Source organism: Bradyrhizobium sp. CFUWI (assembly GCF_056429085.1).
The window spans coordinates 53,407-78,788 of the sequence record NZ_JBWJZE010000012.1 but is presented as its reverse complement, the minus strand read 5'-3'; the positions used below and the strand labels follow the sequence as shown (position 1 = coordinate 78,788).

The following is a 25,382-nucleotide window of genomic DNA, read 5'->3' as shown; positions in this document are numbered from 1 at the left end:
GGTTGTCAAATATTCAGCACCCGTCCATACGCATCCAGCACGGCTTCCTTCATCATCTCCGACAGGGTCGGATGCGGGAACACGGTGTGCATCAGCTCCTCTTCCGTCGTCTCCAAATTCATGGCGACGACGTAGCCCTGGATCAGTTCGGTCACTTCCGCGCCGACCATGTGGGCGCCGAGCAGTTGGCCGGTCTTCTTGTCGAAGATCACCTTGACGAGGCCCTGGTCCTCGCCGAGCGCGATGGCCTTGCCGTTGCCGACGAAGGGGAAGCGGCCGACGCGGATCTCGCGGCCGTTCTCCTTGGCCTTGGCTTCCGTCAGGCCGACGGACGCCACCTGCGGATGGCAATAGGTGCAGCCCGGGATCATGTTCTTGTCCATGGGGTGCGGTTTGAGGCCCTTGATCGCCTCGATGCAGATCACGCCTTCATGCTCGGCCTTGTGGGCGAGCATGGGAGGACCTGCGACGTCGCCGATGGCGTAAATACCGGGAACGTTGGTCTTGCCGTAGCCGTCGACCACGACGATGCCGCGGTCGGTCTTCACGCCGAGCTTTTCGAGGCCGAGATTCTCGATGTTGCCGACGACGCCGACCGCCGAGATCACGCGTTCGAACTCGGTCGTGACAGGCTTGCCCTTGCCGTCGTCGATGGTGGCGAGGACGCTATCGGCCTTCTTCTCGAGCTTGGTCACCTTGGTCGAGGACATGATCTTGATGCCCTGCTTCTCCAGGCGCTTGCGCGCAAGGCCCGCGATCTCGGCGTCCTCGACCGGGAGAATCTGCGGCAGCACCTCGACCACGGTGACGTCAGAGCCCATGGTGCGGAAGAACGAGGCGAACTCGATGCCGATCGCGCCGGAGCCGACCACCAGCAGCGACTTCGGCATCCGCTCCGGCACCATCGCTTCGAAATAGGTCCAGACCAGCTTCTTGTCGGGCTCGAGCCCCGGCAGCACGCGCGGCCGTGCGCCGGTTGCGACGATGATGTGCTTGGCCTGATAGCTCCCCTCGCCCAGCGCGCCCTTCGGCGCCTCGACGTCGGACTTCTTCACGGTGACCTTGCCCGGCGCGTCGATCGAGGCCGCGCCCCAGATCACGCTGACCTTGTTCTTCTTCATCAGGAAGCCGACGCCGTCATTCAGCCGCTTGGAGACGCCGCGCGAGCGCTGCACGACGGCCTTCGGATCGAACGAGACCTTCTCCGCCGACAGGCCGTAATCCCCGGCATGCTGCATGTAATGGTAGATCTCGGCCGAACGCAGCAGCGCCTTGGTCGGGATGCAGCCCCAGTTCAGGCAGATGCCGCCGAGATAGGATTTCTCGACGATCGCCGTCTTGAAGCCGAGCTGCGCGGCCCGGATCGCGGTGACATAGCCGCCGGGACCGGAGCCGATGATGATGACGTCGAAGGATGTGTCGGCCATAGCGGCTCCCGTTCAGCTCAAGAGGCGCCGCGGGCGCGGCGCTTGAAGACAACAAACCTGACCAGCCATTCGATGATCCCGACCAGGACCAGAATGGCCAGCGCGCTCAACACGATCGGTTGAGCGATGTTCCGGGACAGCTGCTCTCCCGAGAGGAAGGCCGACCGAAGAAAATCGAGCCCAACCGGGTTGAGCGCGACGACCGCGCCGAGCAGCAGCGATATCCATGGCCAGCGGGTCCGGACATGCAAGGTTGCGCCCTCTGCAGCCGCGTCAGACCATCATCATCACGGGATTTTCGATCAGCTGCTTGAAGGCGCCGATCAGCTCGGCGCCGAGCGCGCCGTCGATGGCGCGGTGATCGCAGGACAAGGTCACGCTCATCATGTGCGCGATCTCTATCTTGCCGCCGCGCACGACGGGACGCTCCTCGCTGGTGCCGACCGCGAGGATGGTCGCATGCGGCGGGTTGATCACGGCGGTGAAGTGGCTGATGCCGTACATGCCGAGGTTGGAGACGGCGGTGGTGCCGCCCTGGTATTCCTCGGGCTTCAATTTGCGGGACCGTGCACGCGCGGCAAAATCCTTCATCTCGTTGGAGATGGTGGAGAGCGTCTTGGTCTCCGCTTTGCGGATGATCGGCGTGATCAGGCCGCCCGGCATCGCCACGGCAACGCCGACGTCGGAATGGTGGTGCTTGACCATGCCGCTTTCGGTCCAGCTGACGTTGCAGTTGGGAATCTTCTGCAGCGCCACCGCCATCGCCTTGATGACGAAGTCGTTGACCGAGATCTTGTAGAGCGGCTTCTTCTCCTTGTCCTTCGGCGCTGCCGCGTTGATCTCCTCGCGCGCGGCAAGCAGCTTGCCGATGTCGCAGTCGATGGTGAGATAGAAATGCGGAACGTTCTGGATCGAGGCAGTCAGGCGTTGCGCGATGGTGCGGCGCATGCCGTCGTGCGGGACGATGTCGTAGGAGCCCGGCTCGAACAGCGAGAGGATCTGCTTGTCCGACATGGTGGGCGCGATCGAGGGCGCGCCGGAGGGCGCAGCCGCGGGCGCCTTGAGGCCCTTGCCCGACTTGGCCTGCTCGACGTCGCGCGCGACCACGCGGCCGTGCGGACCGGTGCCGGTGACCATGCCGACATCGATGCCGGCTTCCTTGGCTAGACGCCGCGCCAGCGGCGATGAGAACACGCGACCGCCATGGCCGTTGCTCTGCGCGGCCGGAGCTGCGGCCTGCGGCGCGGGTGCGGCGGCAGTCGGAGCAGCCTTCGGCGCGGCGGGCGCGGGCGCCGCCGCCGGAGTCTCTGCGGGCTTGTCTGCTTTCGGCGGCGCGGCCGAAGCGCTCGGCTTGGCGCTACCCGCCGCCTTCACATCCTCGCCCTCGCCGGCGAGCACCGCGATCACGTCGTTGACCGGCACGTCCTGCGTGCCCTCGGGCACTAGGATCTTGGCAATCGTGCCCTCGTCGATGGCCTCGACCTCCATGGTCGCCTTGTCGGTCTCGATCTCGGCGATGACATCGCCGGATTTGACCTTGTCGCCTTCCTTCTTCAGCCACTTGGCGAGGTTGCCCTTCTCCATCGTCGGCGAGAGAGCGGGCATCAGGATGTTGATGGGCATGCTGACCTCAAGAAGAACTTTGCAAAACGTCGCCTTCGACAACCGAAGACGAACAGACCAGGTTTAGTTGCCGATGTCGCCCTGCCACAGGCGCTCATTGGCAGGATTGGAACGCCAATTCTTCATCATGGTGATGGAGCGGTCGTCGGCAAGGTCGATCCAGGGGATGCCGAACTTGTCGAGGATGTCCTTGGATCCCTCGAAGGTGACGGACTCCCCGATCACCACCAGCTTGACCTTGAACAGCGCGAGCGCGCCTGCGCACATCGCGCAGGGCGACAGCGTGGTGTACATGACGGTGTCGTGGAACGAGATCGCGCCGGCCGCGCGCAGGCAGCTCATCTCGCCATGCAGGATCGGGTTGTTCTCCTGCACGCGGTTGTTGTGGCCGCGGGCGATGATCTTGTTGTCGCGCGTCAGTACCGCGCCGATCGGCAGGCCGCCTTGCGCGATCGAAGCCTCGGCCTCGCGGATTGCCTCGAGCATGAGATCGAAATGATGGGATTCGATGGCCACGGTCAGTGTCCCTTGCCGCGCGGCGTCGTGGTGCCGGTGTCAGTGGGACGCTCGATCTCGGCCTGGAACATCTCCAGGATCCGGTTCAACGCGTCCTCCTCGGTGTATTCGCTCTCGCGCGCATAAGCGCGCGCTGCGTGGCGGGCCAGATCGACGAGCAGCAGGCCCCACATGTCGGGCTCCTCGAAGGCGCGCTGGAACGCCATCGACAGCCCACCGTCCAGCACGAACACGCGCAGGATCTCGACCGCGTCGTCGCGGCTCATGACGTCGGGCGGCAGTGGCTGCTCCTTCGGGCCCGCCATGGCCTACCTGTAGCAGACGGCTTTGGCGGCCTCGACGACTTCCGCCGCCGTGGGCAGCGCGAGCTTCTCCAAATTGGCGGCATAAGGCATCGGCACGTCCTTGCCGGAGACGCGCGCGACCGGCGCGTCCAGATAATCGAAGGCGTTCTCCATGATGCGCGCGGCGATCTCGGCGCCGACGCCGCTCTGCGCCCAGCCCTCTTCCACCGTGACGGCGCGACCGGTCTTCTTGACCGAGTTGATGATGGTCTCGGTGTCCATCGGCCGCAGCGTGCGCAGATCGATCACCTCGGCCTCGATGCCGTCCTTGGCGAGCTCGTCGGCGGCCTTTAGCGCATAGGTCATGCCATTCGACCAGGAGATGATGCTGACGTGGGTCCCTGCGCGCACGATGCGGGCCTTGCCGATCGGGATGATGAAATCGTCGAGCTTGGGGACTTCGCCGGTGTGACCGTAGAGCACCTCGTTCTCGAGGAAGATCACCGGATTGGGATCGCGGATCGCGGCCTTGAGCAGACCCTTGTAATCGGCCGCCGAGAACGGGGCGACGACCTTGAGGCCGGGCACGTTGGAGTACCAGGCCGAATAATCCTGGCTGTGCTGGGCGGCGACGCGCGCGGCGGCGCCGTTCGGGCCGCGAAATACGATCGAGCAGCCCATCTGGCCGCCGGACATATAGAGCGTCTTGGCGGCAGAATTGATGATCTGGTCGATCGCCTGCATGGCGAAGTTGAAGGTCATGAACTCGACGATGGGCTTCAGTCCCGTCATCGCCGCGCCGACGCCGACGCCGGCGAAGCCGTGCTCGGTGATCGGGGTATCGATGACGCGCTTGGCGCCGAACTCCTGGAGCAACCCTTGCGTGACCTTGTAGGCGCCCTGGTATTCGGCGACTTCCTCACCCATCACGAAGACGTCGGGATCGCGGCGCATCTCTTCGGCCATCGCATCGCGCAGCGCTTCGCGGATGGTCTGTGTGATCATCTCGGTGCCGGCGGGCACTTCCGGATCGGGTTCGGCGACGGCCTGCGGCGCCGGCGCGGCCTTGGGCTGAGGCGCTTCGGCCTTCGCAGCGGCGGGGGCGGCGGATTCCGCGGCCTTCTGCTGCGCGGCCGGCGCGGGCGCCTTGGCGAGATCGGCAGCGCTCTCGCCGTCGGCGAGGATGGTTGCGATCGGAGTGTTCACGGCGACATCGGCGGTCCCCTCGGGGATCAGGATCTTGCCGAGCGTCCCCTCGTCGGTCGCCTCGACCTCCATCGTCGCCTTATCGGTCTCGATCTCGGCGATGACGTCGCCCGACTTGATGGTCTCGCCCTCTTTCTTCAGCCATTTGGCGAGGTTGCCCTTCTCCATCGTGGGCGACAACGCGGGCATCAGCACTTGAATTGGCATGTCTTCTCCAAACGAAAGCTTGCGCGCGTTCAGCGGTAAACGTCGGTCCAGAGCTCGGCGGCATCCGGCTCGGGATCATGCTGGGCGAAATCGGCGGACGCGTTGACGATGTCGCGCACCTCGGCGTCGATCGCCTTGAGATCGGCCTCGCTGACCTTCGCGGCCAACAGGCGGTTGCGCACCTGCTCGATCGGGTCCTGATCGTGGCGGACCTTCTCGACCTCCTCGCGCGTGCGATATTTTGCAGGGTCGGACATGGAGTGGCCGCGATAGCGGTAGGTCTGCATCTCCAGGATGTAGGGGCCCTTGCCGGCGCGGCACCAGGCGGCGGCCTCGTCGCCGGCGGCCTTCACGGCGCGGACGTCCATGCCGTCGACCTGCCTGCCGGGGATGTTGAAGGACACGCCGCGCTTGGAGAAATCCTGCTGGGCCGAGGCACGCGAGACCGAAGTGCCCATGGCGTAGCGGTTGTTCTCGATGACGTAGATCACCGGCAGCTTCCAGAGCTCCGCCATGTTGAAGCTCTCGTAGACCTGGCCCTGATTGGCCGCACCGTCGCCGAAATAGGTGACGCTGACATTGTCGTTGCCGCGATAGTGATTGGCGAAGGCCAGACCCGTGCCGAGCGAGACCTGGGCGCCGACGATGCCGTGGCCGCCGTAAAAATGCTTCTCCTTGCTGAACATGTGCATGGAGCCGCCCTTGCCCTTGGAATAGCCGCCGCGGCGGCCCGTGAGCTCGGCCATGACGCCATTAGCGTCCATGCCGGTGGCGAGCATGTGGCCGTGATCGCGATAGCCGGTGATGACCTGATCGCCCGGCTTCAGGGCCATCTGCATGCCGACCACCACGGCCTCCTGGCCGATATAGAGGTGGCAGAAGCCGCCGATTGCGCCCATGCCGTAGAGCTGGCCGGCCTTTTCCTCGAACCGCCGGATCAGGAGCATGTCGCGGAACGCCCTGAGCTCCTGCTCCCTGGTGAATTCCGGAGGCGAACCGCCGTCGGTCTTGTGCTGTGGAGTGCTTGCGGCGGCTTTCTTGGGTGCGGCCATAGGAATTCCGGGTCAGAGAAAACTTTCGCCCTCTCTAACCCAAGTCAAACGCCCTTGGAAAGCACCGCGGCGACTTGGCACGACTTTCATTATGCCGCACTGCAACGTGGTCGAAATATTGGAAAATCTTTGGCGCCGATCGGGCAACAAATCTACGCGTCACGATGCGGAGCTGTGACCAGCTCAAGAACTATGCATCATGCCGATCCCCGTCGTCGAAGCGGACGGCGCCGGACATGGCGCCGCCCTCTCCGCATTCCCGATCAGAAGAAGCCGAGCTTCTTCGGGCTGTAGCTGACCAAGAGGTTCTTGGTCTGCTGATAATGATCGAGCATCATCTTGTGGGTCTCGCGACCGACGCCCGACTGCTTGTAGCCGCCGAACGCCGCGTGGGCGGGATAGGCATGGTAGCAATTGGTCCAGACCCGGCCGGCCTGGATCGCCCGGCCGAAACGGTAGCAGCGGTTGGCATCGCGGCTCCAGACGCCGGCCCCGAGGCCGTACAGCGTGTCGTTGGCAATCTCGAGCGCCTCGTCGTCGGTCTTGAAGGTCGTGACCGAGACCACGGGACCGAAGATCTCTTCCTGGAAGATTCGCATCTTGTTATGGCCCTCGAACACGGTCGGCTTGACGTAGAAGCCGCCGGCGAGATCGCCGCCGAGCTCGGCCCTTCCGCCGCCCGCGAGCACCTTGGCGCCTTCCTCCTTGCCGATGTCGATGTAGGACAGGATCTTCGCCAGCTGCTCGCCTGATGCCTGCGCACCGATCATGGTGGTGGCATCGCGCGGGTCGCCCTGCTTGATCGCCGCAACACGCTTCAAGGCCCGCTCCATGAAGCGGTCATAGATGTCGGCATGGACCAGCGCACGGCTCGGACAAGTGCAGACCTCGCCCTGGTTCAGCGCGAACATGACGAAGCCTTCGATCGCCTTGTCGAAGAAATCGTCGTCCTCGGCCGTGACGTCCTTGAAGAAGATGTTCGGCGACTTGCCGCCGAGCTCCAGCGTGACGGGAATGAGGTTCTGGCTGGCGTACTGCATGATCAGCCGGCCCGTCGTGGTCTCGCCGGTGAAGGCGATCTTGGCGATGCGCGGGCTCGAGGCCAGCGGCTTGCCGGCCTCGAGGCCAAAGCCGTTGACGATATTGAGGACGCCGGGCGGCAGGATATCGGCGATGAGCTCGGCCCAGACCATGATCGAGGCCGGGGTCTGCTCGGCAGGCTTGAGCACGACGCAATTGCCGGCGGCGAGCGCGGGCGCGAGCTTCCAGCAGGCCATCAGCAGCGGGAAGTTCCAGGGGATGATCTGGCCGACCACGCCGAGCGGCTCGTGGAAATGATAGGCGATGGTGTCGTGGTCGATCTCGCCGATCGAGCCTTCCTGGCCGCGCACCACGCCGGCGAAATAGCGGAAATGGTCGATCGCCAGCGGCAGGTCGGCGGCGCGGGTCTCACGGATCGGCTTGCCGTTGTCCCAGGTTTCGGCGATGGCGAGACGCTCGAGATTCTCTTCCATGCGATCGGCGATCCGGTTCAGGACCGCGGCGCGCTCGGCGACGCTGGTGCGGCCCCAGGCCGCCTTGGCGGCATGCGCCGCGTCGAGGGCGGCCTCGACGTCCTGCGCGTCGGAGCGCGCGATCTTGCAGACGACCTGACCGGTCACCGGCGAGGCGTTGTCGAAATATTTGCCGGAGATCGGCGCGACGAACTTGCCGCCGATGAAATTGTCGTAGCGTTCGGCAAAGGGAACTTTGGTGACGCTGAGGAATTCCACCTTGTTCATTGATCACTCCCGTTGATTGCTGCTTGCTTGCTTGCCGTCGTGTGCTCACGACTTGCGCCGACGATGATGCGGGAGGCGTTTTCTGTCAGCCCCGGCGGGAGCGATGGCGGGGCGGACCTGTCGCAGTTCTGCGACAGGTCGCGGGCGAGGTAGTGCGCGATTCAGCGCTCTTAGCTTCCACGGCGTCATTGCGCAGCGAAGCAATCCAGAGTCTCTCTGCGGAAAGATTCTGGATTGCTTCGCTGCGCTCGCAATGACGATTGGAGAAATAGCCCGGCTCAGTGGTTCAGTTCGAACCGCTTCAGCTTCCTGTGCAGCGTGGCGCGGCTGACGCCGAGGGCCTTGGCGGCCGCCGAGACATTGCCGCCGGCGCGGAGCAATGCCCGTTGCACCACGGCGCGCTGGCCGCCGGCAAGATGATCGTGCGCGGCATCGCCGCCGAGCAGATCGGCTGCGGGCACCGGCCGCAATGCCCGGCCGGGGGCAATTCCGAGCGCCGCCCGGGCGGAGCGAGTGGCGCCGATCACGAGATCGTCAGCATCGACCGCGAGGAGGCCTCCGCATTGGCCGTCCGCAGCTTGCGTCAGCACGATGCGGGCATGGGCGAACGCCTTACGGAACAGGTCCGCTTCGATCCGCTTGGCCGCCTCGCCCGCCGCAAGTGCGATCAGGCTGGAGAACGCATCGGTCCGGTCGGCGCGGCAGGAGGAGACGTCGAGCACGCCGGCGAGCGCGGCCTCATGGTCGTAGATCGGAACGGCGGTGCAGCTCAGAAGCGTGTTGCGGGCGAAGAAATGCTGGTCGCGGTCGATCGTCAGCGCGCGCTGCTCGACCAGGCAGGTGCCGATGCCGTTGGTGCCTTCGTGCTCCTCGCTCCAGAGCGCACCGGTCCACAGGCCCCAGGACTGAAACGTCGCATCGTCCGCCGGCGTGCCGCGGCGATCGACCGGCACGCCCTCCCCGTCGGCGAGCAGCACGCAGCAGCCGCTGGCGCCGACAGCCTGATAGAGCCGGTCCATCGCGCCTTGCGCGGCCGCCAGGAGCGGGGCGACGCGCTCACGCGCCTGGTGCAGCTCGGCCTCGGTCAGCCGCAGCGGCGAGGTGCGGCCACCGGGATCGAGATGATGCAATCTGGACGAACGGCGCCACGAGGCCACGAGCGCGGACCGAGCCGCCTGGCCTGACGCGATGGCGGCCTCGACACGGGCCGCGTGATGCCGGGGCATTGACCCATTCATCACAGTTTCCTCCAGATGACAGACTAAAACGTGCCGGCGTCACCTGCTTGATCTGCGTCAACTTCAGCGAGCGCTACACAAGCCATGAGCCCGCCGCGGTGCCGTCGTCAAGGCAGCCAGCCGGTTCCAGAGTTACGACCTTCGAAGGAGCAAGGCGCAAAGAGGTCGGATTTCGCCAGCGGCTTTCGTGTCGATTTCGAAGCTTGCGGAAAACGCTACTTCGCCGGGATCATCCGAACGAGATCGCGCGGATTGACGTAGTCGAGCTGGAAGCGTGCCCGCTCGTCCAGCATGTCGGGGTCGATCCGCTCGGACCGCAGCAGCGACACCCGCTGCTCGCTCCTGGCGCGCTCACGCTTGAGCTGGGCCAGTTCGCTGGTCAGCGCGATGATCTCCTGGTCGAGCTCCTGGCGGGCGTTGAGGCCGTACTTGCCGGTATAGGCGTTGACGCCGAAATAGCCGACGATGGCCGCCGCCATCGCATAGAGGGCAAGGCCGGTCAGGATCGATTTCAGGCGCGCGCGGGAGACCATCCTGGGAAGATGGGACAGGTTGGTTAAGGGAGTCCTAATTCCGCCATCCCATGCCGAACCTTCATGGTCAGGACCGGGTCCGATTGGGACGCAGCGAGACTAACTCAGGCAGCTCTTGCGATATTCTGCGGGCGTGATGTTCAGGTGTCTGCGAAAGATCCGGTTGAGATGGCTCTGATCGGAAAATCCGCTCAAGAGCGCAATCTCCTTCAGAGCAAGCCGATCCTTGCGCAGGTGTTGGCAGGCACGCTGCACCTTGCGGCTCAGCACATAGGCATGCGGCCGCATGCCGTAGTGGACCTGGAATTTGCGCGCAAACTGCACCGGCGTGCAGTTGCAGATATTGGCGAGCTCCTCGAGCGTGATGTTCCTCGACATGTTCTGCTCGATATAGTCCTCGATCAGCCGCGCGTGGGCTGGCCTGAAGCGCCCCTGTGCACAGGGCATCTTGAATTGCACGGAGGCGTATCTTCGCAGGAGGTGCACACTCGCCTGAAGTGCCAGCGCATCATAGCAGAGCCGCCCGCCCGGAGCTCCTTCGGACACCTCGTGCACCATGCGGTCGCCGATCCAGGTCAGCACCGGATCCTCGATCCTGAGCAGGTCGTGAAGCTCGATGCCGTCCGGATCGCGGTCAAACGCTTCGCTCGCCGTCTTCGCCATCAAGGTCGGGGAAATGTAGAAATGGCTGACCTCGATGTCGTGGCTCCAGCGCCAGTTCGAAGGCTCCGCACGCGTTAGCAGTGTCGTGACGCCGCGGCCAACATGATCCTGCTTCCAGACGCCGGTCACTCGGCGATTCATCGACGTTGTGCCTTCGCGATACACGACGATCAGGAAGTTCTCGTTTGGGGGAACCCAGATGTCCGATGGCGCATAGCGGAAGACGCGCAGCCGAAAGTCGGATTTGCCCACCGCCGAACTGTCCAGCATCAGCTCGCCGGGCGCGTAGCGTGGCAGCTCCTCGACCGTGATGAATTGGCCCATCGCGCGAGCCTCCCCTCCCTAGGATCTTGTGGCGCGGTTGACCGCTTCCGCTTCTCATTGGCCGAACGGCAGGAGGAGAGCATAAGCCGGTTTTGCAGTTTGCCAAGCGAACTGTGTCGAGGTCCGGCGCCGGGCTCCGTTCAAAGGATTGTCGGTTTTGTTCAAGCCCCAAAGCTCGGTGTCTCGTAGCCTTTCTTGTGTTCCGGGCATTGCGGGAGAAGCGGCGGAGCGGCCGCGGGCCAAACGAGCCCATTCCATCGCGCTGCTGGGATCGAAATGACGCGATGCACCAACGTCCGATGACCTCATGGACGGGGGAAGGTCGCGTGCGCTCTGGAAACGTGAGGAGGGACTCATATGGAAACCGATGGCAAGACCAATGGAAGCAATGGCGCGCATGACCCGGCCAAGCTCGATGCCCTCGTGGTGGGAGCCGGCGTCGCAGGACTCTATCAACTCTATCGTTTGCGCGAACAGGGATTGAGAGTCAGGGCGATTGACGCCGCGTCGAGCGTCGGCGGCACTTGGTACTGGAATCGCTATCCCGGGGCGCGCTTCGACTCGGAAGCTTACATCTACCAGTATCTGTTCTCCGAGGAGCTCTATAAGGGATGGAGCTGGAGCGAGAAATTCCCGGGCCAGCCGGAAATTGAACGTTGGCTCAACTACGTCGCCGACCGTCTCGATCTCCGCAAAGACATCCAGTTCGGCACAACGGTCAAAAGCGCCCATTTCAACGAAGCAACACAACGCTGGCTGGTCACGACCGACAAGGGCGACGTGATCGACACCCAGTTCCTGGTCACCTGCTGCGGCATGCTCTCGGCCCCCCACGTGTCGTTTCCGGGCCAGGAGACTTTCAAGGGACAACTGTTCCACACAGCGCGCTGGCCAAAGCAGCCGATCGACTTCGCGGGGAAGCGCGTCGGTATCATCGGCAACGGCGCAACCGGCATCCAGGTCATCCAGACGATCGCGGGCGAGGTCGGCCATCTCAAGGTCTTCATCCGTACGCCCCAATACATCATCCCGATGAAGAATCCCAAATTCAGTGCGGCGGACGCGCAAGCCTACAAGTCCAAGTTCGAGCACTTCAAGCAGCGATTGCCGCACACCTTCACAGGTTTCGAATATGATTTCGAGCATGCGTGGGCCGGCCTATCACCCGAGAAACGCCGGGAGGTGATCGAGGATTGCTGGAATGACGGCTCGCTGAAGCTATGGATCTCATCCTTCGCCGAGCTGTTCTTCGAAGAGCCGGTCAACGCGGAAATCTCGGACTTCGTCCGCGAGAAGATGCGTGAGCGGCTCAAGGACCCGAAGCTGTGCGACCTCCTGATCCCCGCAGAGTATGGCTTCGGGACGCACCGGGTGCCGCTCGAGCAGAACTTCCTCGAGGCTTTCCATCGGCCCAATGTCGAGATCGTCAGCGTCAAGAACAATCCGATCGAACGGGTGACGCCGGTGGGCATCCAGACCGCCGACGGCACGGTCCATGAGCTCGATATGATCATTCTCGCAACCGGCTTCGACGCCGGTACTGGCGCCCTGACGCGCATCGATATCAGGGGACGGGGCGGACGATCGCTCAAAGAGGATTGGGCCAGGGATATTCGCACGACGATGGGCCTGCAGGTTCACGGTTACCCCAACATGTTCACGACAGCCGCGCCGCTCGCGCCTGCGGCTGCTCTGTGCAACATGACCACGTGCTTGCAGCAGCAGGTCGAATGGATCGACAACTGCATCAGGTACATGCGGGCCAAGGGCCTGAAGGTGATCGAGCCGACCAAGGACGCGGAAGACGGCTGGGTGACGCACCACGACGAGATCGCCAACGCGACGCTGATCGCAAAGACCAATTCCTGGTACCTGGGCTCGAACGTCGAAGGCAAGCCGCGCCGCGTTCTTTCCTATTGCGGCGGCGTCGGCGCCTATCGCCAGAAATGCGACGAAGCCGCGGCGAGCGCATACCAGGGCTTTGCCATGAACTGACCGCGCAAGCGCCGCCTCGAGCGAACAATTTTCAATCCACACCGGAGGACAATTATGATCATGAACTTTGGCGCGACGGCAGACACGCTTCTCGACGATGTCGTTGCATCCACGCCGAGCGTACCGGGCGTCGTCGCAATGGTGACGAATCGCTACCGCAACGTCTACGAGGGCGCTGCCGGCAAGCGCCGGCTCGATTCTGCCGCCGACATGACGACCGACAGCATCTTCGCCATCTTCTCCACGACGAAGGCGATTACCGGTACGGCGGTCCTGCAACTTGTCGAGCAAGGCAAGCTCGATCTCGACGCGCCTGCGAAGCGCTATGCGCCCGAGATCGGCAAGCTCCAGGTGATCGATGGCTTTGACGACAGGGGCGAGCCGATCCTGCGTCCGCCAAAGCGCGATATCACCACCCGCATGCTGATGACTCACACCGCAGGATTGAGCTACGATTTCATCAACCACACCTACAATCGGCTGGCCCAGGAAAAGGGTCAGCCAAGCGTGATCACCGCGTCCAAAGCCTGCCTGATGACCCCGCTCCTGTTCGAGCCGGGCGAGCGATGGGACTACGGAACCAACATCGATTGGTGCGGCCAGATCGTCGAAGCCATCGCGGACCGACGGCTCGGGGACGTCTTCAAGGCGCGCATCTTCGAACCGCTCGGGATCAAGGACATGACCTTCGAACTGACCGAGCCGATGCGCCAACGACTGGCCGGTATCCACGCGCGAAACGCCGACGGCTCGCTGACGCCGATGGATTTCGAACTGCCGGCCAAGCCCGAAGTTCATATGGGGGGTCACGGGCTCTACGGCACCGTCGGCGACTACATGCGCTTCATCCGCATGTGGCTGAATGACGGAGCGGGCGAGTACGGCCGCGTGCTGAAGGCCGAAACCGTGCGCATGGCGGAGAAGAACCATCTCGGCGACAAAAAGGTGACGCCGATCAGCGGAGTCATTCCCTCGCTGTGCAATGACGCGGAGTTCTTCCCCGGCCAGTCCAAGTCGTGGGGACTGACCTTTATGATCAACGACGAACAAGCGCCGACGGGACGTCCCGCCGGCGCGCTTGGCTGGGCGGGCCTTGCCAACCTGTTCTACTGGATCGACCGCCAGAACGGCTTCGGCGGGTTTTGGGCCACCCAAATTCTCCCCTTCGGTGATCCAACATCGTTCATCGGTTACATGAACTTCGAGACGGCGTTCTACCAGAGCCTGAAGCAGCGCATGGCAAGCTAGACTTGCGTCTCAAGGGTCCAATGGGAGGCCGATCGTTGGATCGGCCTCGTCCTCAGCAATGCGGCCTCAGCCCTGGTTCTTCGCGACGTGCGCGGCGAACGCTTCGAGGTACTGCTGCAGCACCGTCTTCAGGGAGTCCTTGGTCAAATTACCGTCCGCGTCGAAGGCATCGCCGACGCCGTTGAGGTAGATTTCCGGCTGCTGCAGCAGCGGACCGGAGATGCCCGGCAGGATGTTCTGCAGATGCTTGGCCGCGCTGACGCCGCCGAGCGGTCCCGGCGCGTTCGAGACGATGCCGACCGGCTTGCCGAGGAGCGAGCTCTTGCCATAGGGGCGCGAGGCGACGTCGATGGCGTTCTTGAGGACGCCCGGGATCGAGCGATTGTATTCGGGGGTGACGAACAGGACGCCGTTGGATTTCTGAAGCTTGTCGCGAAAGGCCAGCCAGTCCGCGGGCGGCGTAGCCTCGAGATCCTGATTGAAGAACGAGATGCCGGCCGGCGTGATGACCTCCAGCTTCAGCGAGCCAGGCGCGAGCTTGGCGAGCGCGTTGGCGATCTTCAGCGAAAAGCTGTCCTTGCGCAGGCTGCCGGCGATCGTGACGATATTGTAGGCCATGAGGTGTCCTTGAACCTTGAGGGGAAGTGCCCGATGGCACTTAAGCGATCCGGACCGATGGATGCAAGTGCATGAATCAGCCCGATTTGGAAACGCTGCGTTTCGCGAAAGTAGATGGTCCAAACAATTCGGGCCGCCAAGCGGCGGCCCGTTCCTTGCGCACGGATACTGACCCAGCTCAGAGCGTCGGATTCCACACCGACGGGATCAGGCGATACTTGGCGCCGTCCTTCTCGACATGGCCGACCGACGGGAACGCGAAGTGGAAGCCGACCACGGTCGCCTTCTCCGCTGCCGCCATGTCGTAGAATTTGTGGCGCGTCGCCTGCGCCATCGCTGCGTCCATGTCGAACACGACGTGCCAGTCCGGATTGCGCAGGAAGAATTCCGGGATATTGGTGACGTCGGACTGGATCAGTACCTTGGCATCGCCCGACGCAACCGCGAACGAAGTGTGTCCGGGCGTGTGGCCCGGCGTTGCGATCGAGGTGATGCCCGGCGCGACCTCCTTGCCCCAGTCGTACTTCGTCACCTTGGACTCGAGGCCGGCGAAGATTTTCTTCACGTTGGCGAAGTTGCTCTTCAGCGCCTGATTGGACTCGGCCTTGGCGGCGTTGTCCTCACTGGTCCAGAACTCCCACTCCTTGCCGGGCACCATGATCTCCGCGTTCGGAAAGGCCAAGGCGCCGTCGGCCAGCCGAACGCCGTTGATGTGGTCGCCGTGCATATGCGACAGCAGCACAACGTCGACGCTCTTGGGGTCGACGCCGGCAGCCTGGAGGTTCTGCAATGTGCGGCCGACTGCGCCCTTGCTCGCCTCGAGATTGGCTATGCCGTTGCCGGTATCAATCAGCACCAGCTTGGAGCCGGTATTGATGAGCTGCGGGTTGAACGGGATCGTGACCATGCCCTTCGGCATGTAGGCCGCCTCCCCTGCGGCCAGCGCCTCGTCCTTCGGAATGTTGGTGACGAACTTGTCCGGCATCGGAAAGGTGCGCGCGCCGTCGTTGATCGAGGTGCACTCGAAGCTGCCGACCTTGTAGCGATAGAAGCCCGGCGCCTGCGTTCCCGCTTGCGGGACTGCGGCCTTGGCGGCGGTCGGTCCAAGTCCGGTCGCGGCAGCCGCACCGAGGGCGGCGGCGCCTGCGAGCAGTTGACGGCGATTGAGATCGATCATGGAGAGGTCCCCTTCTGAACGCTTTGCGGCTTTTCCGCTTGCAATAGCGGCGGAATAATCTCCCGCTGCGCTCAGAAGGCAAGACCTTCCTTCGGTGACCTGCCGGCGCAGATCACGATTATTTATTCGGGTTGATGAGGAATTTTTCCCCGGTGGCGCGTTTGCCGTACACGGCGATGTTGGCGGGATCGAGCGCCTCGGCCAGCGAGACCACCTTGGTGTAGTGGCTGGCGAAGGTGGTCTTGAGCTCGGACGCCACGCGCTGGCGCAGGCGGCCGATCTCGGCCGGACCGATCTTCTGCAGGAACGGCGTCAGCAGCCAGCCGCCGACGCCCCAGGTCAGGCCGAACGACCGGCTCAATTCGGTCGGCCGATTGTCGAGGCTGCCGTAGATATAGACCTGCTTGTACACGTTAGAGCCGTAGCGGCTGTATTCCTTCGCGGTCTTGTTGGCCGCAACTTCCATGGCGGTCAGAATCTGGCTGGCCAGCTTGCCGCCACCGATGGCGTCGAACGCGATCGTGGCGCCGGTCTCGACCAGCGCATTGGTGAGAGCGTCCGTGAAATCAGGCGCGCTGGAATCCACGATGTACTTGGCGCCGATCTTGCGCAGGATATCGGCCTGCTCCTTGCTCCGGACGATGTTGACGAGGCCGATGCCGTCCTTGATGCAGATCTTGTTGAGCATCTGGCCGAGATTGGAGGCCGCCGCGGTGTGCACGAGTGCCTTGTGGTTCTCGCGCCGCATCGTCTCGGTCATGCCGAGCGCGGTGAGCGGATTGACGAACCAGGACGCGCCGTCGGCGGCCGTGGTGCCCGCCGGCAGCTCCATGACGTCGCGGACCTTCAGCACGCGGTACTGCGTGTACATCGCGCCGCCGATCATCGACACCGTCTTGCCCATCAGGGCCTTCGCAGCGTCCGACGACCCGGCCCCGATCACGGTGCCGGCGCCCTCGTTGCCGACCGGCAGCGACTGATCGAGCCGGGCTCCCATCATCCGCATCGCCGCCTCCGGCATCGTCGCGGTGATGACCGGCATCTCCTTCGTGCCGGAGGCCTTGGCGGCCGACATGTCGGCCGGACCGATCAGGAGCCCGAGGTCGGAGGGGTTGATCGGCGTCGCCTCGACGCGAACCACGACCTCGTCGTCGGCCGGCTCCGGCGTCGGGACGTTCACGAGGGACAATTCCAGCTCGCCGCTCTTCTTGAGCAGCGAACGCAGCTGCAGTCCGGACTTGCCGTCGCTCATGTCGGTCCTCCCCTGTGTTTGGTAAAGCGCCGGCTTATGCCAGCGCCTTCAGTGCCGCCTTGCCGCCGTAGAGCGCCTGCTTGCCGAGCTGCTGCTCGATGCGCAGGAGCTGATTGTATTTGGCGGTGCGGTCGGAACGCGCAAGGGAGCCGGTCTTGATCTGACCGCAATTCGTTGCGACCGCGAGGTCGGCGATGGTGGAATCCTCGGTCTCGCCGGAGCGGTGCGACATCACCGAGGTGTAGCCGGCCTTGTGCGCCATCTCGACGGCGGCGAGCGTCTCGGTCAGCGTGCCGATCTGGTTGACCTTGATCAGGATCGAGTTGGCGCGGCCGGCCTTGATGCCGTCGGCGAGGCGCTTGACGTTGGTGACGAACAGGTCGTCGCCGACGAGCTGGCACTTCTTGCCGACGAGATCGGTGAGCTCCTTCCAGCCGTCCATGTCGTCTTCCGACATGCCGTCCTCGATGGTGACGATCGGATACCGCGAGACGAGGTCAGCGAGGTACTTGGCCTGCTCGGAGATCGAGCGGGTCTTGCCCTCGCCTTCATAAACGTACTTGCCGTCCTTGAAGAACTCGGTCGAGGCACAGTCGAGGCCGAGCACGATGTCGCTTCCGGCCTTGAAGCCGGCCTTGCCGATCGCGTTCATGACGAAGTCGAGCGCGGCGTCGGCCGACGGCAGGTTCGGGGCAAAGCCGCCCTCGTCGCCGACATTGGTGTTGTGGCCGGCCTTCTTCAGCTCCGACTTCAGCGTGTGGAAGACTTCCGCGCCATAGCGCAGGCCCTCGGCAAAGGACGAGGCGCCGACGGGCAGGATCATGAATTCCTGGAAGTCGATCGGGTTGTCGGCATGCACGCCGCCGTTGATGATGTTCATCATCGGCACCGGCAACAGGCGCGCCGAGGTGCCGCCGACGTAACGATAGAGCGGCATGTCGAGCGAGTTCGCGGCGGCCTTGGCGCAGGCCAGCGAGACGCCGAGGATGGCGTTGGCCCCCAACCGGCTCTTGTTCGCCGTGCCGTCGAGGTCGATCATGATCTGGTCGATCTGGGCCTGCTGCTCGACATCGAGGCCGCTGAGGGCCTCGAAGAGTTCGCCGTTGACGGCGCCGACCGCCTTGCTGACGCCCTTGCCGAGATAGCGCGCCTTGTCGCCGTCGCGCAGTTCCACGGCCTCATGGGCCCCCGTCGACGCGCCGGAAGGCACGGCAGCGCGGCCGAGCGCGCCATCCTCCAGCACGACATCGACCTCGACGGTGGGATTGCCCCGGCTATCGAGGATTTCGCGGCCGATGATGTCGATAATGGCGGTCATGATGTGCACTTCCGTTCGTTGGGGCTGATCGGTGCCGCGGGTCTTACACGGGCCGCAAGCAAATGTGAACGCTTGGACGGGGGGCTTCGACTGACGAGTGAAGCGGCCGGGGCTAAGCTCGAATTCGCCTGATCTGCGCGTCCAACCTCAATCTCAACCAGCCGGGGTAACGCCATGAATCGCCGCCAATTTCTCGTCTCGAGCGCCGCGCTGCTCGTGAGCCGCCCAGCTCTTGCCCAGGAAGGTCCGTTCCGGACAAAATATTTCCCGGTCAGTGCCGGCATCGGCCTGCACGATCTGGCCCCCGCCCCCGACGGTTCGGTCTGGTTCACGGCGCAGGGCAAGGGCCTGCTCGGCAGGCTCGATCCCCGGGATGGCCGTTTCAAGACGATCAGCCTCGGCGAGGGCGCCGCTCCGCATGGCGTGACCATCGGCCCCGACGGCGCGCCCTGGATCACCGAGGGCGGCCAGAATGCGATCGCGCGGGTCGATCCTTCCGATCTCAAGGTCACCCTGTTCCGCCTGCCGGAAAAGTTCGCTGCCGCCAATCTCAACACCGGCGTGTTCGACAAGGAGGGCACCTACTGGTTCACCGGTCAGTCCGGCTATTACGGCCGCCTCGCGCCGAAGTCTGGCGACATGAATGTGTTCAGGGCGCCCAAGGGCGTCGGCCCCTACGGCATCACGGTCACCCCCAAGGGCGATGTCTGGTACGCCTCGCTGGCCGGCAGTCATATCGCCAAGATCGATCTGGCGACCGGCAATGCCAGCGTTGTCGAGCCGCCGACGCCGGGCCAAGGCTCGCGGCGGGTGTGGTCCGACTCGAAGAGCCGGATCTGGGTCAGCGAATGGAATAGCGGCCATGTCTCGGTGCACGATCCCGCGGACAGCACCTGGAAGACGTGGAAGCTGCCGGGCGAACGCCCCCGCGCCTATGCCGTCTTCGTCGACGACAAGGACAAGGTCTGGCTGACCGATTTCTCCGCCAACGCCATCGTGCGCTTCGATCCCGCTACGGAGACGTTCAACGTCTTCGCCAGCGACAAGGCCAATGCCAATGTGCGCCAGCTCGACGGCCGGCCGGGTGAGCTCTGGGGCTGCGAGTCCGGCAACGACCGCATCGTCATGATCCAGACGATCGCGAGCGGTTGACGGCCGCGATATTTGCGTCCATCCCGGCATCATCCAGAGCGCGATCTTATCGCGCTCTAGCCTTTTTTTGACTGAGCGTGATCTCTCGGAAAACCGGTGCCCACTTTGCGCTAATGCGGCCCTCCGGGTCCGGATCATGCTCCACAGGATGTGACGACGATGGCGAAAAAATCCCTCCAGCTCGGCCGTGCGGTCGAGTGGCCGCACACACCGGAAGACGCCCAGCTCGACCGCGTGCCCAATCCGCAAAAGGGCACCGACTATCTGGTGCGCTTCACCGTGCCGGAATTCACCTCGCTCTGTCCGGTCACTGGCCAGCCGGATTTCGCGCATCTGATGATCGACTACGCGCCGGGTGCGTGGCTGCTGGAGTCGAAATCGCTCAAGCTCTATATCGCGAGCTTCCGCAACCACGGCGCCTTTCACGAGGACTGCACCGTGATGATCGGCAAGCGCATCGCCTCGGAGATCAAGCCGAAATGGCTGCGCATCGGCGGCTATTGGTATCCGCGCGGCGGCATTCCGATCGACGTGTTCTGGCAGACCGGCCGCGTGCCGAAGGGCCTGTGGGTGCCCGAGCAAGGCGTCGCGCCCTATCGCGGGCGGGGCTGAGAACGACGTGAACGGCGAAGCGCTCGAACCTGGTTGCGAGGTGCGTTGCGCTACTTCGAGACGGATGACCTTTCCCAGGGACGTTTGCCGTTGGCATCTCGGTCCCATGGACGCGCGGTCGGCGCGTTCTTTTCCTCGGTAGCCGCTTTCGCGCGGTCAGCCTGCACCTGCTCGCGATCCGTCACGGGCGGCTTGGGCTCGACTTGAGGCGTCTGCGCGGCGACCGGAGCAATGGCGAGCAGCGCGGCGATCAGGAACTTTGTCATCCCCGGCTGTAGCACGCCGACGGCACGACGTCCGATTTTAGTTGCAGGATTCCGGCGCACTTTCGTCAGGTGCGCGCGTCGGAGGGTGCCCGCGGCTTGAGCAGCCGGGCGCAGACGAGGCCCAGCACCACCATGACCGCGGCGCTGACAAACAGGGTCGGCATCTTGCCGGCGTGATGCAGCCCGAAGCCATAGGCGAGCGGGCCCACGGTCTGCCCCATGAAGAAGAAGAACGAATGCAGCGACAGCGCGGTGGCGCGCGCCTCGACCGAGAGCTCGCTGGCGAAGACCTGCAGACAGCCATGGGCGATGTAGAAGCCCCATCCCATCACGATGAGATTCAGCGCCTGCACTTCCCAGCGCGGACCGAACGCGACGGCGACGAGCTGCGAGGCGACCAGCGTCATGCCGGCAATCATCATGCCCTTCATGCCCAGCCACGGCAGCAGGCGCGACACCGTCAGCGTGTAGAACAGGCCGCCGACCGCGAAGCCCGCGATGACCATGCCGGCGATCGACAGCGAGGTCTGGCCGAGCTCGAACAGGAACGAGGCGATGTAGGGAAACAGGCCGAGCACGCAGCAGCCTTCGATGAACACCGCCGAATAGCAGACATAGGCATTCGGGTTGGTGAAGATGGTGCGATAGCCGGCCTTCAGTGCCGACAGGCTCGTCTTCGGCGGGGGCTTGACCTTGGCGCCGCGAAAGCCGGCCGCCACCGCGATCGACGCCACGATCACGAGCCCCCCGAGCACCGCGAGCACGCCGCGCCAGCCGAGGAAATCGCCGATCAGACCGGAGGCCGAGGCGCCGAGCAGATTGCCGGTCATGGCGCCGGCCAGCGTGCGGCTGATCGCAACCTGGCGCTTCTCGGGCCCGACGAGATCGCTGGTCAGGCTGAGCGCCACCGGGAACACGCCGCCCGAGCCGATGCCGGCGAGGATGCGGGTCGCAAACAGAACCGAGAACGAGGTCGAAAATGCGCCCAGGATGTTGGCGAGGCCGAGCAGCGCAAGGCAGCCGATCATCAGCCGCGTCTTGCCGAACAGGTCGGCGGCAGCGCCGATGATGGGCTGGATGATCGAGAAGGTGAAGGCGAACACCGCGGCAAAGCCCGCCGCGGTGGCGATGCTGACGTTAAAATCCTCGGCGACGTGGGGCAGCACCGGATCGAGCGCGCGCGCCGACAAGGCTGCGGCGAAGCTTGCGCCTGAGATGACGTACAGCGCTGTCGGCAGGCCGTGATCGTTCGCCCGCGCCTCGCCTTGCTGCATCAGCGCGGGTTCTTTGCCAGCGCGTCGAACGCCATCAGTCTGGCGATCAACCCCTCGAACTCGCGCAGCGGCACCATGTTGGGCCCGTCCGAGGGCGCGCGATCAGGATCGGGATGGGTCTCGATGAAGACGCCGGCAACGCCGACCGCGACCGCAGCACGCGCGAGCACCGGCACGAATTCGCGCTCGCCGCCCGAGGAGGTCCCCTGCCCGCCCGGCTGCTGCACCGAATGGGTGGCATCGAAGATCACGGGGGCGCCGGTGGTGCGCGCCAGGATCGGCAGCGCGCGCATGTCGGAGACCAGCGTGTTGTAGCCGAACGACACCCCGCGCTCGGTGACGAGCACGTTGGGATTGTTCGCACTCGTGATCTTGGTGACGACATTGGCCATGTCCCACGGCGCCAGGAACTGGCCCTTCTTGACGTTCACGACCTTGCCGGTCGCAGCCGCTGCCAGCAGCAGATCGGTCTGCCGGCACAGGAAGGCGGGGATCTGCAGGATGTCCACGGCCTGCGCCACCTCGGCGCATTGCGCGGCCTCATGCACGTCGGTCAGGACAGGCAGGCCGAGCGAGGAGCGGATTTCGGCGAAGATCGGCAGCGACTGCGAAAGGCCAAGCCCGCGCGCAGCCGAGGCGCTGGTGCGGTTGGCCTTGTCGAACGAGGTCTTGTAGACGAGGCCGATGTTCAGCCGCGCAGCGATCTCCTTCAGCGCGGAGGCGACCTCCAGCGCATGCTGACGGCTTTCGAGCTGGCAGGGTCCGGCAATGATCGAGATCGGCAGATCATTGCCGAATTTGACCTTTCCAATGGTGACGACCGGCGCCGCTGAATGCGAAGAGCTCAAGGCAAATCCCTCGTTTCGGCGCGACCATAGCCGCGATGAGGGTCGGATCAACCCTATTCGGCCCGGACCGTTCGAATATCAGGGTTGCGCCGGAGCTCCCCGCCGCGGCGCGGATCGCTACTTCACCGCCGAGAATGCGGTCGGCGTCAGGATCTGGCTGACGATGTTGCCGACGATCTGGCCGTCGGCTTCGCTCTCGGCACGGGCTTTCATCCAATCCGGATCGGTCATGAACGCGCCCCACTTCTTCTCGCGCTCGGCGAGCGAGTCCCAGGCCAGGAAATAGGTCAGCTCCTGGTTGGAGTCACCGATCAGCGTCGTGAAGAACCCGGCCTGCCTGATGCCGTGCTTCTCCCAGATCTTCAGCGTAGCGGTCTCAAACCGCTTCAAAAGCGCCGGCAGCCGGCCGGGCACGCAGCGATAGACGCGCATTTCGTAGATCATTGCAGTTCACTCCCTTTGTTCTTGCGGCGGGAGTTGTCGCAACAAATTGCGCACCCGTCAAAGGCGGGCGGGCCGGCTACACCAGCCGGCTCTGCACCATCGCCGCCTGAATGAACGAGGCGAACAGCGGATGCGGCTCGAACGGGCGCGACTTCAGCTCGGGGTGGAACTGAACACCGATGAACCAGGGATGGTCCTCGTACTCGACGATTTCAGGCAGCACGCCATCGGGTGACAGGCCGGAGAATTTCAGGCCGTGCTGCTCGAGCCGGTCCTTGTACGCGGTGTTGACCTCGTAGCGATGGCGGTGACGCTCGGAGATTTCGGTGGCGCCGCCATAGACCTGTGAGACGCGGCTGCCGCGGCTCAGCGCCGCAGGGTATGCGCCAAGCCGCATCGTGCCGCCGAGATCGCCGGCCTGCGAGCGCTTCTCGAGCTCGTTGCCGCGCAGCCATTCCGTCATCAGGCCGACCAAGGGCTCCTTGGTAGGGCCGAACTCGGTGGAATTGGCATCCTCGATGCCGACGAGGTTTCGCGCCGCCTCGATCACCGCCATCTGCATGCCGAAGCAGATGCCGAAATACGGCACGTCGCGCTCGCGCGCGAACTGCGCCGCCTTGATCTTGCCTTCCGCGCCGCGCTGGCCGAATCCACCAGGGACGAGGATGCCGTTGACGTGCTCGAGGAACGGCGCGGGATCTTCCTTCTCGAAGATCTCGCTCTCGATCCAGTCGAGGTTGACCTTCACCTTGTTGGCGATGCCGCCATGCGAGAGCGCCTCGATCAGCGACTTATACGCATCCTTCATGCCGGTATATTTGCCGACGATGGCAATGGTGACGTTGCCTTCGGGATTGCGCACGCGCTCGTTGATCTCTTGCCAGCTGCGCAGCTCCGGCGGAATCCGCGAGCCGATGCCGAAGGCGGCGAGCACCTCGTCGTCGAGGCCCGCATTGTGATAGGCCTCGGGCACCGCGTAGATGTTGTCGACGTCGCGCGCCTCGATCACGGCGCTTTCGCGCACGTTGCAGAACAGCCCTAACTTGCGCCGCTCTTCCTTCGGGATCTCGCGGTCGGTCCGGCAGAGCAGGATGTCCGGCTGGATGCCGATCGACCGCAGCTCCTTCACCGAGTGCTGCGTCGGCTTGGTCTTCAGTTCGCCGGCGCTCGGAATATAGGGCAGCAGCGTCAGATGGATGTAGACGGCGTGATCGCGCGGCAGCTCGTTCTTGAGCTGGCGGATCGCCTCGAAGAACGGCAGGCCCTCGATGTCGCCGACCGTGCCGCCGATCTCGACCAGGACGAAATCATAATCGTCATTGCCGTCGAGGACGAATTCCTTGATCGCGTTGGTGACGTGGGGAACCACCTGGATGGTCGCGCCGAGATAATCGCCGCGGCGCTCCTTGGAGATGATGTCCTGGTAGATGCGCCCGGTCGTAATGTTGTCGGCCTTGGTTGCCGGCCGGCCGGTGAAACGCTCGTAGTGACCGAGATCGAGATCGGTCTCCGCGCCGTCATCGGTCACGAACACTTCGCCGTGCTGATACGGCGACATCGTTCCGGGATCGAGATTGAGATAGGGGTCGAGCTTGCGGAGGCGGACCTTGTAGCCCCGGGCTTGCAACAGCGCACCGAGTGCCGCTGAAGCCAGACCCTTGCCGAGCGAAGAAACCACGCCGCCGGTGATGAATATGTACCGCGCCATGGGACTTAACCTCTAATCCCTCGAATTCGATTCGCCAAAGCGATTCGTATTCCGCCCCAAAGATTCTGCGGGCCTGTGGGTGAGCCAAAACGAAGAGTGGTGACAGTGCCTTGATGGGGATTGTTGAGGCAGGACGGTAGCTGCCGCCCTGCATGGCCCCCCTGCTTTATTGCGAGCGCGGCACCTGTGGGCCGGTCGGAGCCGGCGCCTGCTGCTGCTCGTCCGCCTTCTTCAGCGAATCCAGGATGCCGCCCGAGGTCGGCGGCGCGATCGGCGATCCGCCGGCCGGCTGGCCCTGCGACGCCGGCGTGCCGATGATCGACGACGGCGCGCGGCTGTAGCCCGCGTGCCAGGACAGGAACATGCTGGTGAGGAAGAACCCGGCGGCGAGGATCGCGGTGGTTCGCGTCAACAGGTTCGCGGTGCCGCGGCTCGACATGAAGCCCGCGCCGCCGCCCATGCCAAGGCCGCCGCCTTCCGACTTCTGGAGCAGGACGGCGCCGATCATCACGGCGACGATCATGAGATGGATGACGATCACAACGGTCTGCATAGTGCCCTTCCGTCACAAGCGGGCGGCGCCTGACGTCGGCCGATCGCGCTTCGCGGGTTTTCC

At 64.2% G+C, this 25,382-nt stretch carries 25 protein-coding genes; 4 read left to right on the top strand and 21 right to left on the bottom strand.

Annotation, left to right across the window (positions count from 1 at the left end):
* Positions 1 to 5 precede the first annotated feature (5 nt).
* The 11 genes from lpdA to AC066S_RS24800 all read right to left on the bottom strand — a co-directional run bounded on the left by lpdA (position 6) and on the right by AC066S_RS24800 (position 10,854).
* Complete coding sequence (lpdA, locus tag AC066S_RS24850; protein WP_478270862.1) at positions 6 to 1,427, bottom strand: dihydrolipoyl dehydrogenase; 1,422 nt, start codon at positions 1,425 to 1,427, stop codon at positions 6 to 8.
* A 17-nt stretch (positions 1,428 to 1,444) separates the two neighbouring features.
* On the bottom strand, positions 1,445 to 1,678 hold the full coding sequence (locus tag AC066S_RS24845) for a hypothetical protein (protein WP_478270861.1): 234 nt from the start codon (positions 1,676 to 1,678) through the stop codon (positions 1,445 to 1,447).
* A gap of 22 nt (positions 1,679 to 1,700) precedes the next feature.
* Positions 1,701 to 3,050, bottom strand: a complete 1,350-nt coding sequence (locus AC066S_RS24840; RefSeq protein WP_126257464.1) for a pyruvate dehydrogenase complex dihydrolipoamide acetyltransferase — start codon at positions 3,048 to 3,050, stop codon at positions 1,701 to 1,703.
* A gap of 63 nt (positions 3,051 to 3,113) precedes the next feature.
* A complete protein-coding gene (locus tag AC066S_RS24835) occupies positions 3,114 to 3,566 on the bottom strand; it encodes a nucleoside deaminase (RefSeq protein WP_126257463.1) in 453 nt (150 codons plus the stop codon).
* Between the two features lie 2 nt (positions 3,567 to 3,568).
* Complete coding sequence (locus tag AC066S_RS24830) at positions 3,569 to 3,871, bottom strand: DUF5076 domain-containing protein (protein WP_126257462.1); 303 nt, start codon at positions 3,869 to 3,871, stop codon at positions 3,569 to 3,571.
* 3 nt (positions 3,872 to 3,874) lie between these two features.
* Positions 3,875 to 5,263: a pyruvate dehydrogenase complex E1 component subunit beta gene (locus AC066S_RS24825; protein ID WP_478270860.1), complete on the bottom strand. Its 1,389-nt coding sequence runs from the start codon at positions 5,261 to 5,263 to the stop codon at positions 3,875 to 3,877.
* A gap of 29 nt (positions 5,264 to 5,292) precedes the next feature.
* Positions 5,293 to 6,315 carry a pyruvate dehydrogenase (acetyl-transferring) E1 component subunit alpha gene (gene pdhA, locus AC066S_RS24820; protein WP_478270859.1) on the bottom strand — a complete coding sequence of 341 codons (1,023 nt, stop codon included), beginning with the start codon at positions 6,313 to 6,315 and terminating at the stop codon, positions 5,293 to 5,295.
* 263 nt (positions 6,316 to 6,578) lie between these two features.
* Positions 6,579 to 8,096 (bottom strand): aldehyde dehydrogenase, encoded by a 1,518-nt coding sequence (gene adh, locus AC066S_RS24815; protein WP_126257459.1) that lies wholly within the window; start codon positions 8,094 to 8,096, stop codon positions 6,579 to 6,581.
* Between the two features lie 278 nt (positions 8,097 to 8,374).
* On the bottom strand, positions 8,375 to 9,334 hold the full coding sequence (locus tag AC066S_RS24810; RefSeq protein ID WP_478270858.1) for a helix-turn-helix domain-containing protein: 960 nt from the start codon (positions 9,332 to 9,334) through the stop codon (positions 8,375 to 8,377).
* Between the two features lie 215 nt (positions 9,335 to 9,549).
* Positions 9,550 to 9,867, bottom strand: coding sequence for an FtsB family cell division protein (locus tag AC066S_RS24805; RefSeq protein ID WP_028141594.1), 318 nt, complete (start codon positions 9,865 to 9,867; stop codon positions 9,550 to 9,552).
* Positions 9,868 to 9,966: 99 nt separating this feature from the next.
* Complete coding sequence (locus tag AC066S_RS24800; RefSeq protein WP_135170931.1) at positions 9,967 to 10,854, bottom strand: helix-turn-helix domain-containing protein; 888 nt, start codon at positions 10,852 to 10,854, stop codon at positions 9,967 to 9,969.
* A 357-nt stretch (positions 10,855 to 11,211) separates the two neighbouring features.
* Between AC066S_RS24800 and AC066S_RS24795 the strand changes: the two genes are divergently transcribed.
* Positions 11,212 to 12,849 carry a flavin-containing monooxygenase gene (locus AC066S_RS24795; protein ID WP_478270857.1) on the top strand — a complete coding sequence of 546 codons (1,638 nt, stop codon included), beginning with the start codon at positions 11,212 to 11,214 and terminating at the stop codon, positions 12,847 to 12,849.
* A 54-nt stretch (positions 12,850 to 12,903) separates the two neighbouring features.
* Positions 12,904 to 14,097 carry a methyl acetate hydrolase AcmB gene (gene acmB / locus AC066S_RS24790; protein WP_126257455.1) on the top strand — a complete coding sequence of 398 codons (1,194 nt, stop codon included), beginning with the start codon at positions 12,904 to 12,906 and terminating at the stop codon, positions 14,095 to 14,097.
* Positions 14,098 to 14,163: 66 nt separating this feature from the next.
* Here the strand turns inward: acmB and AC066S_RS24785 are convergent, their stop codons facing one another.
* The 4 genes from AC066S_RS24785 to eno form a co-directional block, all read right to left on the bottom strand.
* On the bottom strand, positions 14,164 to 14,715 hold the full coding sequence (locus tag AC066S_RS24785) for an NADPH-dependent FMN reductase (protein WP_478270856.1): 552 nt from the start codon (positions 14,713 to 14,715) through the stop codon (positions 14,164 to 14,166).
* 178 nt (positions 14,716 to 14,893) lie between these two features.
* Positions 14,894 to 15,892 carry an MBL fold metallo-hydrolase gene (locus tag AC066S_RS24780; protein WP_478270855.1) on the bottom strand — a complete coding sequence of 333 codons (999 nt, stop codon included), beginning with the start codon at positions 15,890 to 15,892 and terminating at the stop codon, positions 14,894 to 14,896.
* Positions 15,893 to 16,010: 118 nt separating this feature from the next.
* Entirely contained in the window at positions 16,011 to 17,144 is a 1,134-nt protein-coding gene (locus AC066S_RS24775) for a zinc-binding dehydrogenase (RefSeq protein ID WP_126257452.1), read from the bottom strand.
* A gap of 34 nt (positions 17,145 to 17,178) precedes the next feature.
* Positions 17,179 to 18,462 carry a phosphopyruvate hydratase gene (gene eno / locus AC066S_RS24770; protein ID WP_135164479.1) on the bottom strand — a complete coding sequence of 428 codons (1,284 nt, stop codon included), beginning with the start codon at positions 18,460 to 18,462 and terminating at the stop codon, positions 17,179 to 17,181.
* Positions 18,463 to 18,636: 174 nt separating this feature from the next.
* Between eno and AC066S_RS24765 the strand changes: the two genes are divergently transcribed.
* Positions 18,637 to 19,614 (top strand): Vgb family protein, encoded by a 978-nt coding sequence (locus AC066S_RS24765; protein WP_478270854.1) that lies wholly within the window; start codon positions 18,637 to 18,639, stop codon positions 19,612 to 19,614.
* Between the two features lie 159 nt (positions 19,615 to 19,773).
* Positions 19,774 to 20,226: a preQ(1) synthase gene (gene queF, locus AC066S_RS24760; protein WP_038949812.1), complete on the top strand. Its 453-nt coding sequence runs from the start codon at positions 19,774 to 19,776 to the stop codon at positions 20,224 to 20,226.
* A gap of 50 nt (positions 20,227 to 20,276) precedes the next feature.
* On the opposite strand, the gene AC066S_RS24755 is transcribed toward queF, so the two are convergent.
* From AC066S_RS24755 to secG, 6 genes are all read right to left on the bottom strand, one after another.
* A complete protein-coding gene (locus AC066S_RS24755; protein WP_126257448.1) occupies positions 20,277 to 20,492 on the bottom strand; it encodes a hypothetical protein in 216 nt (71 codons plus the stop codon).
* A 65-nt stretch (positions 20,493 to 20,557) separates the two neighbouring features.
* Entirely contained in the window at positions 20,558 to 21,766 is a 1,209-nt protein-coding gene (locus AC066S_RS24750) for an MFS transporter (RefSeq protein ID WP_478270853.1), read from the bottom strand.
* Positions 21,766 to 22,614 (bottom strand): 3-deoxy-8-phosphooctulonate synthase, encoded by an 849-nt coding sequence (gene kdsA / locus AC066S_RS24745; protein WP_478270852.1) that lies wholly within the window; start codon positions 22,612 to 22,614, stop codon positions 21,766 to 21,768. Before kdsA ends, AC066S_RS24750 begins: the two co-directional genes overlap by 1 nt.
* A gap of 117 nt (positions 22,615 to 22,731) precedes the next feature.
* A complete protein-coding gene (locus tag AC066S_RS24740; RefSeq protein ID WP_126257445.1) occupies positions 22,732 to 23,058 on the bottom strand; it encodes an NIPSNAP family protein in 327 nt (108 codons plus the stop codon).
* 76 nt (positions 23,059 to 23,134) lie between these two features.
* Positions 23,135 to 24,766, bottom strand: coding sequence for a CTP synthase (locus AC066S_RS24735; protein WP_135164472.1), 1,632 nt, complete (start codon positions 24,764 to 24,766; stop codon positions 23,135 to 23,137).
* Between the two features lie 166 nt (positions 24,767 to 24,932).
* Complete coding sequence (gene secG / locus AC066S_RS24730) at positions 24,933 to 25,319, bottom strand: preprotein translocase subunit SecG (RefSeq protein ID WP_028136194.1); 387 nt, start codon at positions 25,317 to 25,319, stop codon at positions 24,933 to 24,935.
* Positions 25,320 to 25,382: the final 63 nt, after the last annotated feature.

Coding starts and splice junctions, on each gene's coding strand:
- AC066S_RS24775 (WP_126257452.1), bottom strand. CDS start 17,144: ATGAGCGACGGCAAGTCCGGACTGCAGCTGCGTTCGCTGCTCAAGAAG.
- AC066S_RS24825 (WP_478270860.1), bottom strand. CDS start 5,263: ATGCCAATTCAAGTGCTGATGCCCGCGTTGTCGCCCACGATGGAGAAG.
- acmB (WP_126257455.1), top strand. CDS start 12,904: ATGATCATGAACTTTGGCGCGACGGCAGACACGCTTCTCGACGATGTC.
- AC066S_RS24780 (WP_478270855.1), bottom strand. CDS start 15,892: ATGATCGATCTCAATCGCCGTCAACTGCTCGCAGGCGCCGCCGCCCTC.
- AC066S_RS24765 (WP_478270854.1), top strand. CDS start 18,637: ATGAATCGCCGCCAATTTCTCGTCTCGAGCGCCGCGCTGCTCGTGAGC.
- AC066S_RS24795 (WP_478270857.1), top strand. CDS start 11,212: ATGGAAACCGATGGCAAGACCAATGGAAGCAATGGCGCGCATGACCCG.
- AC066S_RS24840 (WP_126257464.1), bottom strand. CDS start 3,050: ATGCCCATCAACATCCTGATGCCCGCTCTCTCGCCGACGATGGAGAAG.
- AC066S_RS24735 (WP_135164472.1), bottom strand. CDS start 24,766: ATGGCGCGGTACATATTCATCACCGGCGGCGTGGTTTCTTCGCTCGGC.
- AC066S_RS24740 (WP_126257445.1), bottom strand. CDS start 23,058: ATGATCTACGAAATGCGCGTCTATCGCTGCGTGCCCGGCCGGCTGCCG.
- lpdA (WP_478270862.1), bottom strand. CDS start 1,427: ATGGCCGACACATCCTTCGACGTCATCATCATCGGCTCCGGTCCCGGC.
- AC066S_RS24830 (WP_126257462.1), bottom strand. CDS start 3,871: ATGGCGGGCCCGAAGGAGCAGCCACTGCCGCCCGACGTCATGAGCCGC.
- AC066S_RS24805 (WP_028141594.1), bottom strand. CDS start 9,867: ATGGTCTCCCGCGCGCGCCTGAAATCGATCCTGACCGGCCTTGCCCTC.
- secG (WP_028136194.1), bottom strand. CDS start 25,319: ATGCAGACCGTTGTGATCGTCATCCATCTCATGATCGTCGCCGTGATG.
- eno (WP_135164479.1), bottom strand. CDS start 18,462: ATGACCGCCATTATCGACATCATCGGCCGCGAAATCCTCGATAGCCGG.
- AC066S_RS24800 (WP_135170931.1), bottom strand. CDS start 10,854: ATGGGCCAATTCATCACGGTCGAGGAGCTGCCACGCTACGCGCCCGGC.
- queF (WP_038949812.1), top strand. CDS start 19,774: ATGGCGAAAAAATCCCTCCAGCTCGGCCGTGCGGTCGAGTGGCCGCAC.
- AC066S_RS24755 (WP_126257448.1), bottom strand. CDS start 20,492: ATGACAAAGTTCCTGATCGCCGCGCTGCTCGCCATTGCTCCGGTCGCC.
- AC066S_RS24785 (WP_478270856.1), bottom strand. CDS start 14,715: ATGGCCTACAATATCGTCACGATCGCCGGCAGCCTGCGCAAGGACAGC.
- pdhA (WP_478270859.1), bottom strand. CDS start 6,315: ATGGCCGCACCCAAGAAAGCCGCCGCAAGCACTCCACAGCACAAGACC.
- AC066S_RS24750 (WP_478270853.1), bottom strand. CDS start 21,766: ATGCAGCAAGGCGAGGCGCGGGCGAACGATCACGGCCTGCCGACAGCG.
- AC066S_RS24810 (WP_478270858.1), bottom strand. CDS start 9,334: ATGAATGGGTCAATGCCCCGGCATCACGCGGCCCGTGTCGAGGCCGCC.
- adh (WP_126257459.1), bottom strand. CDS start 8,096: ATGAACAAGGTGGAATTCCTCAGCGTCACCAAAGTTCCCTTTGCCGAA.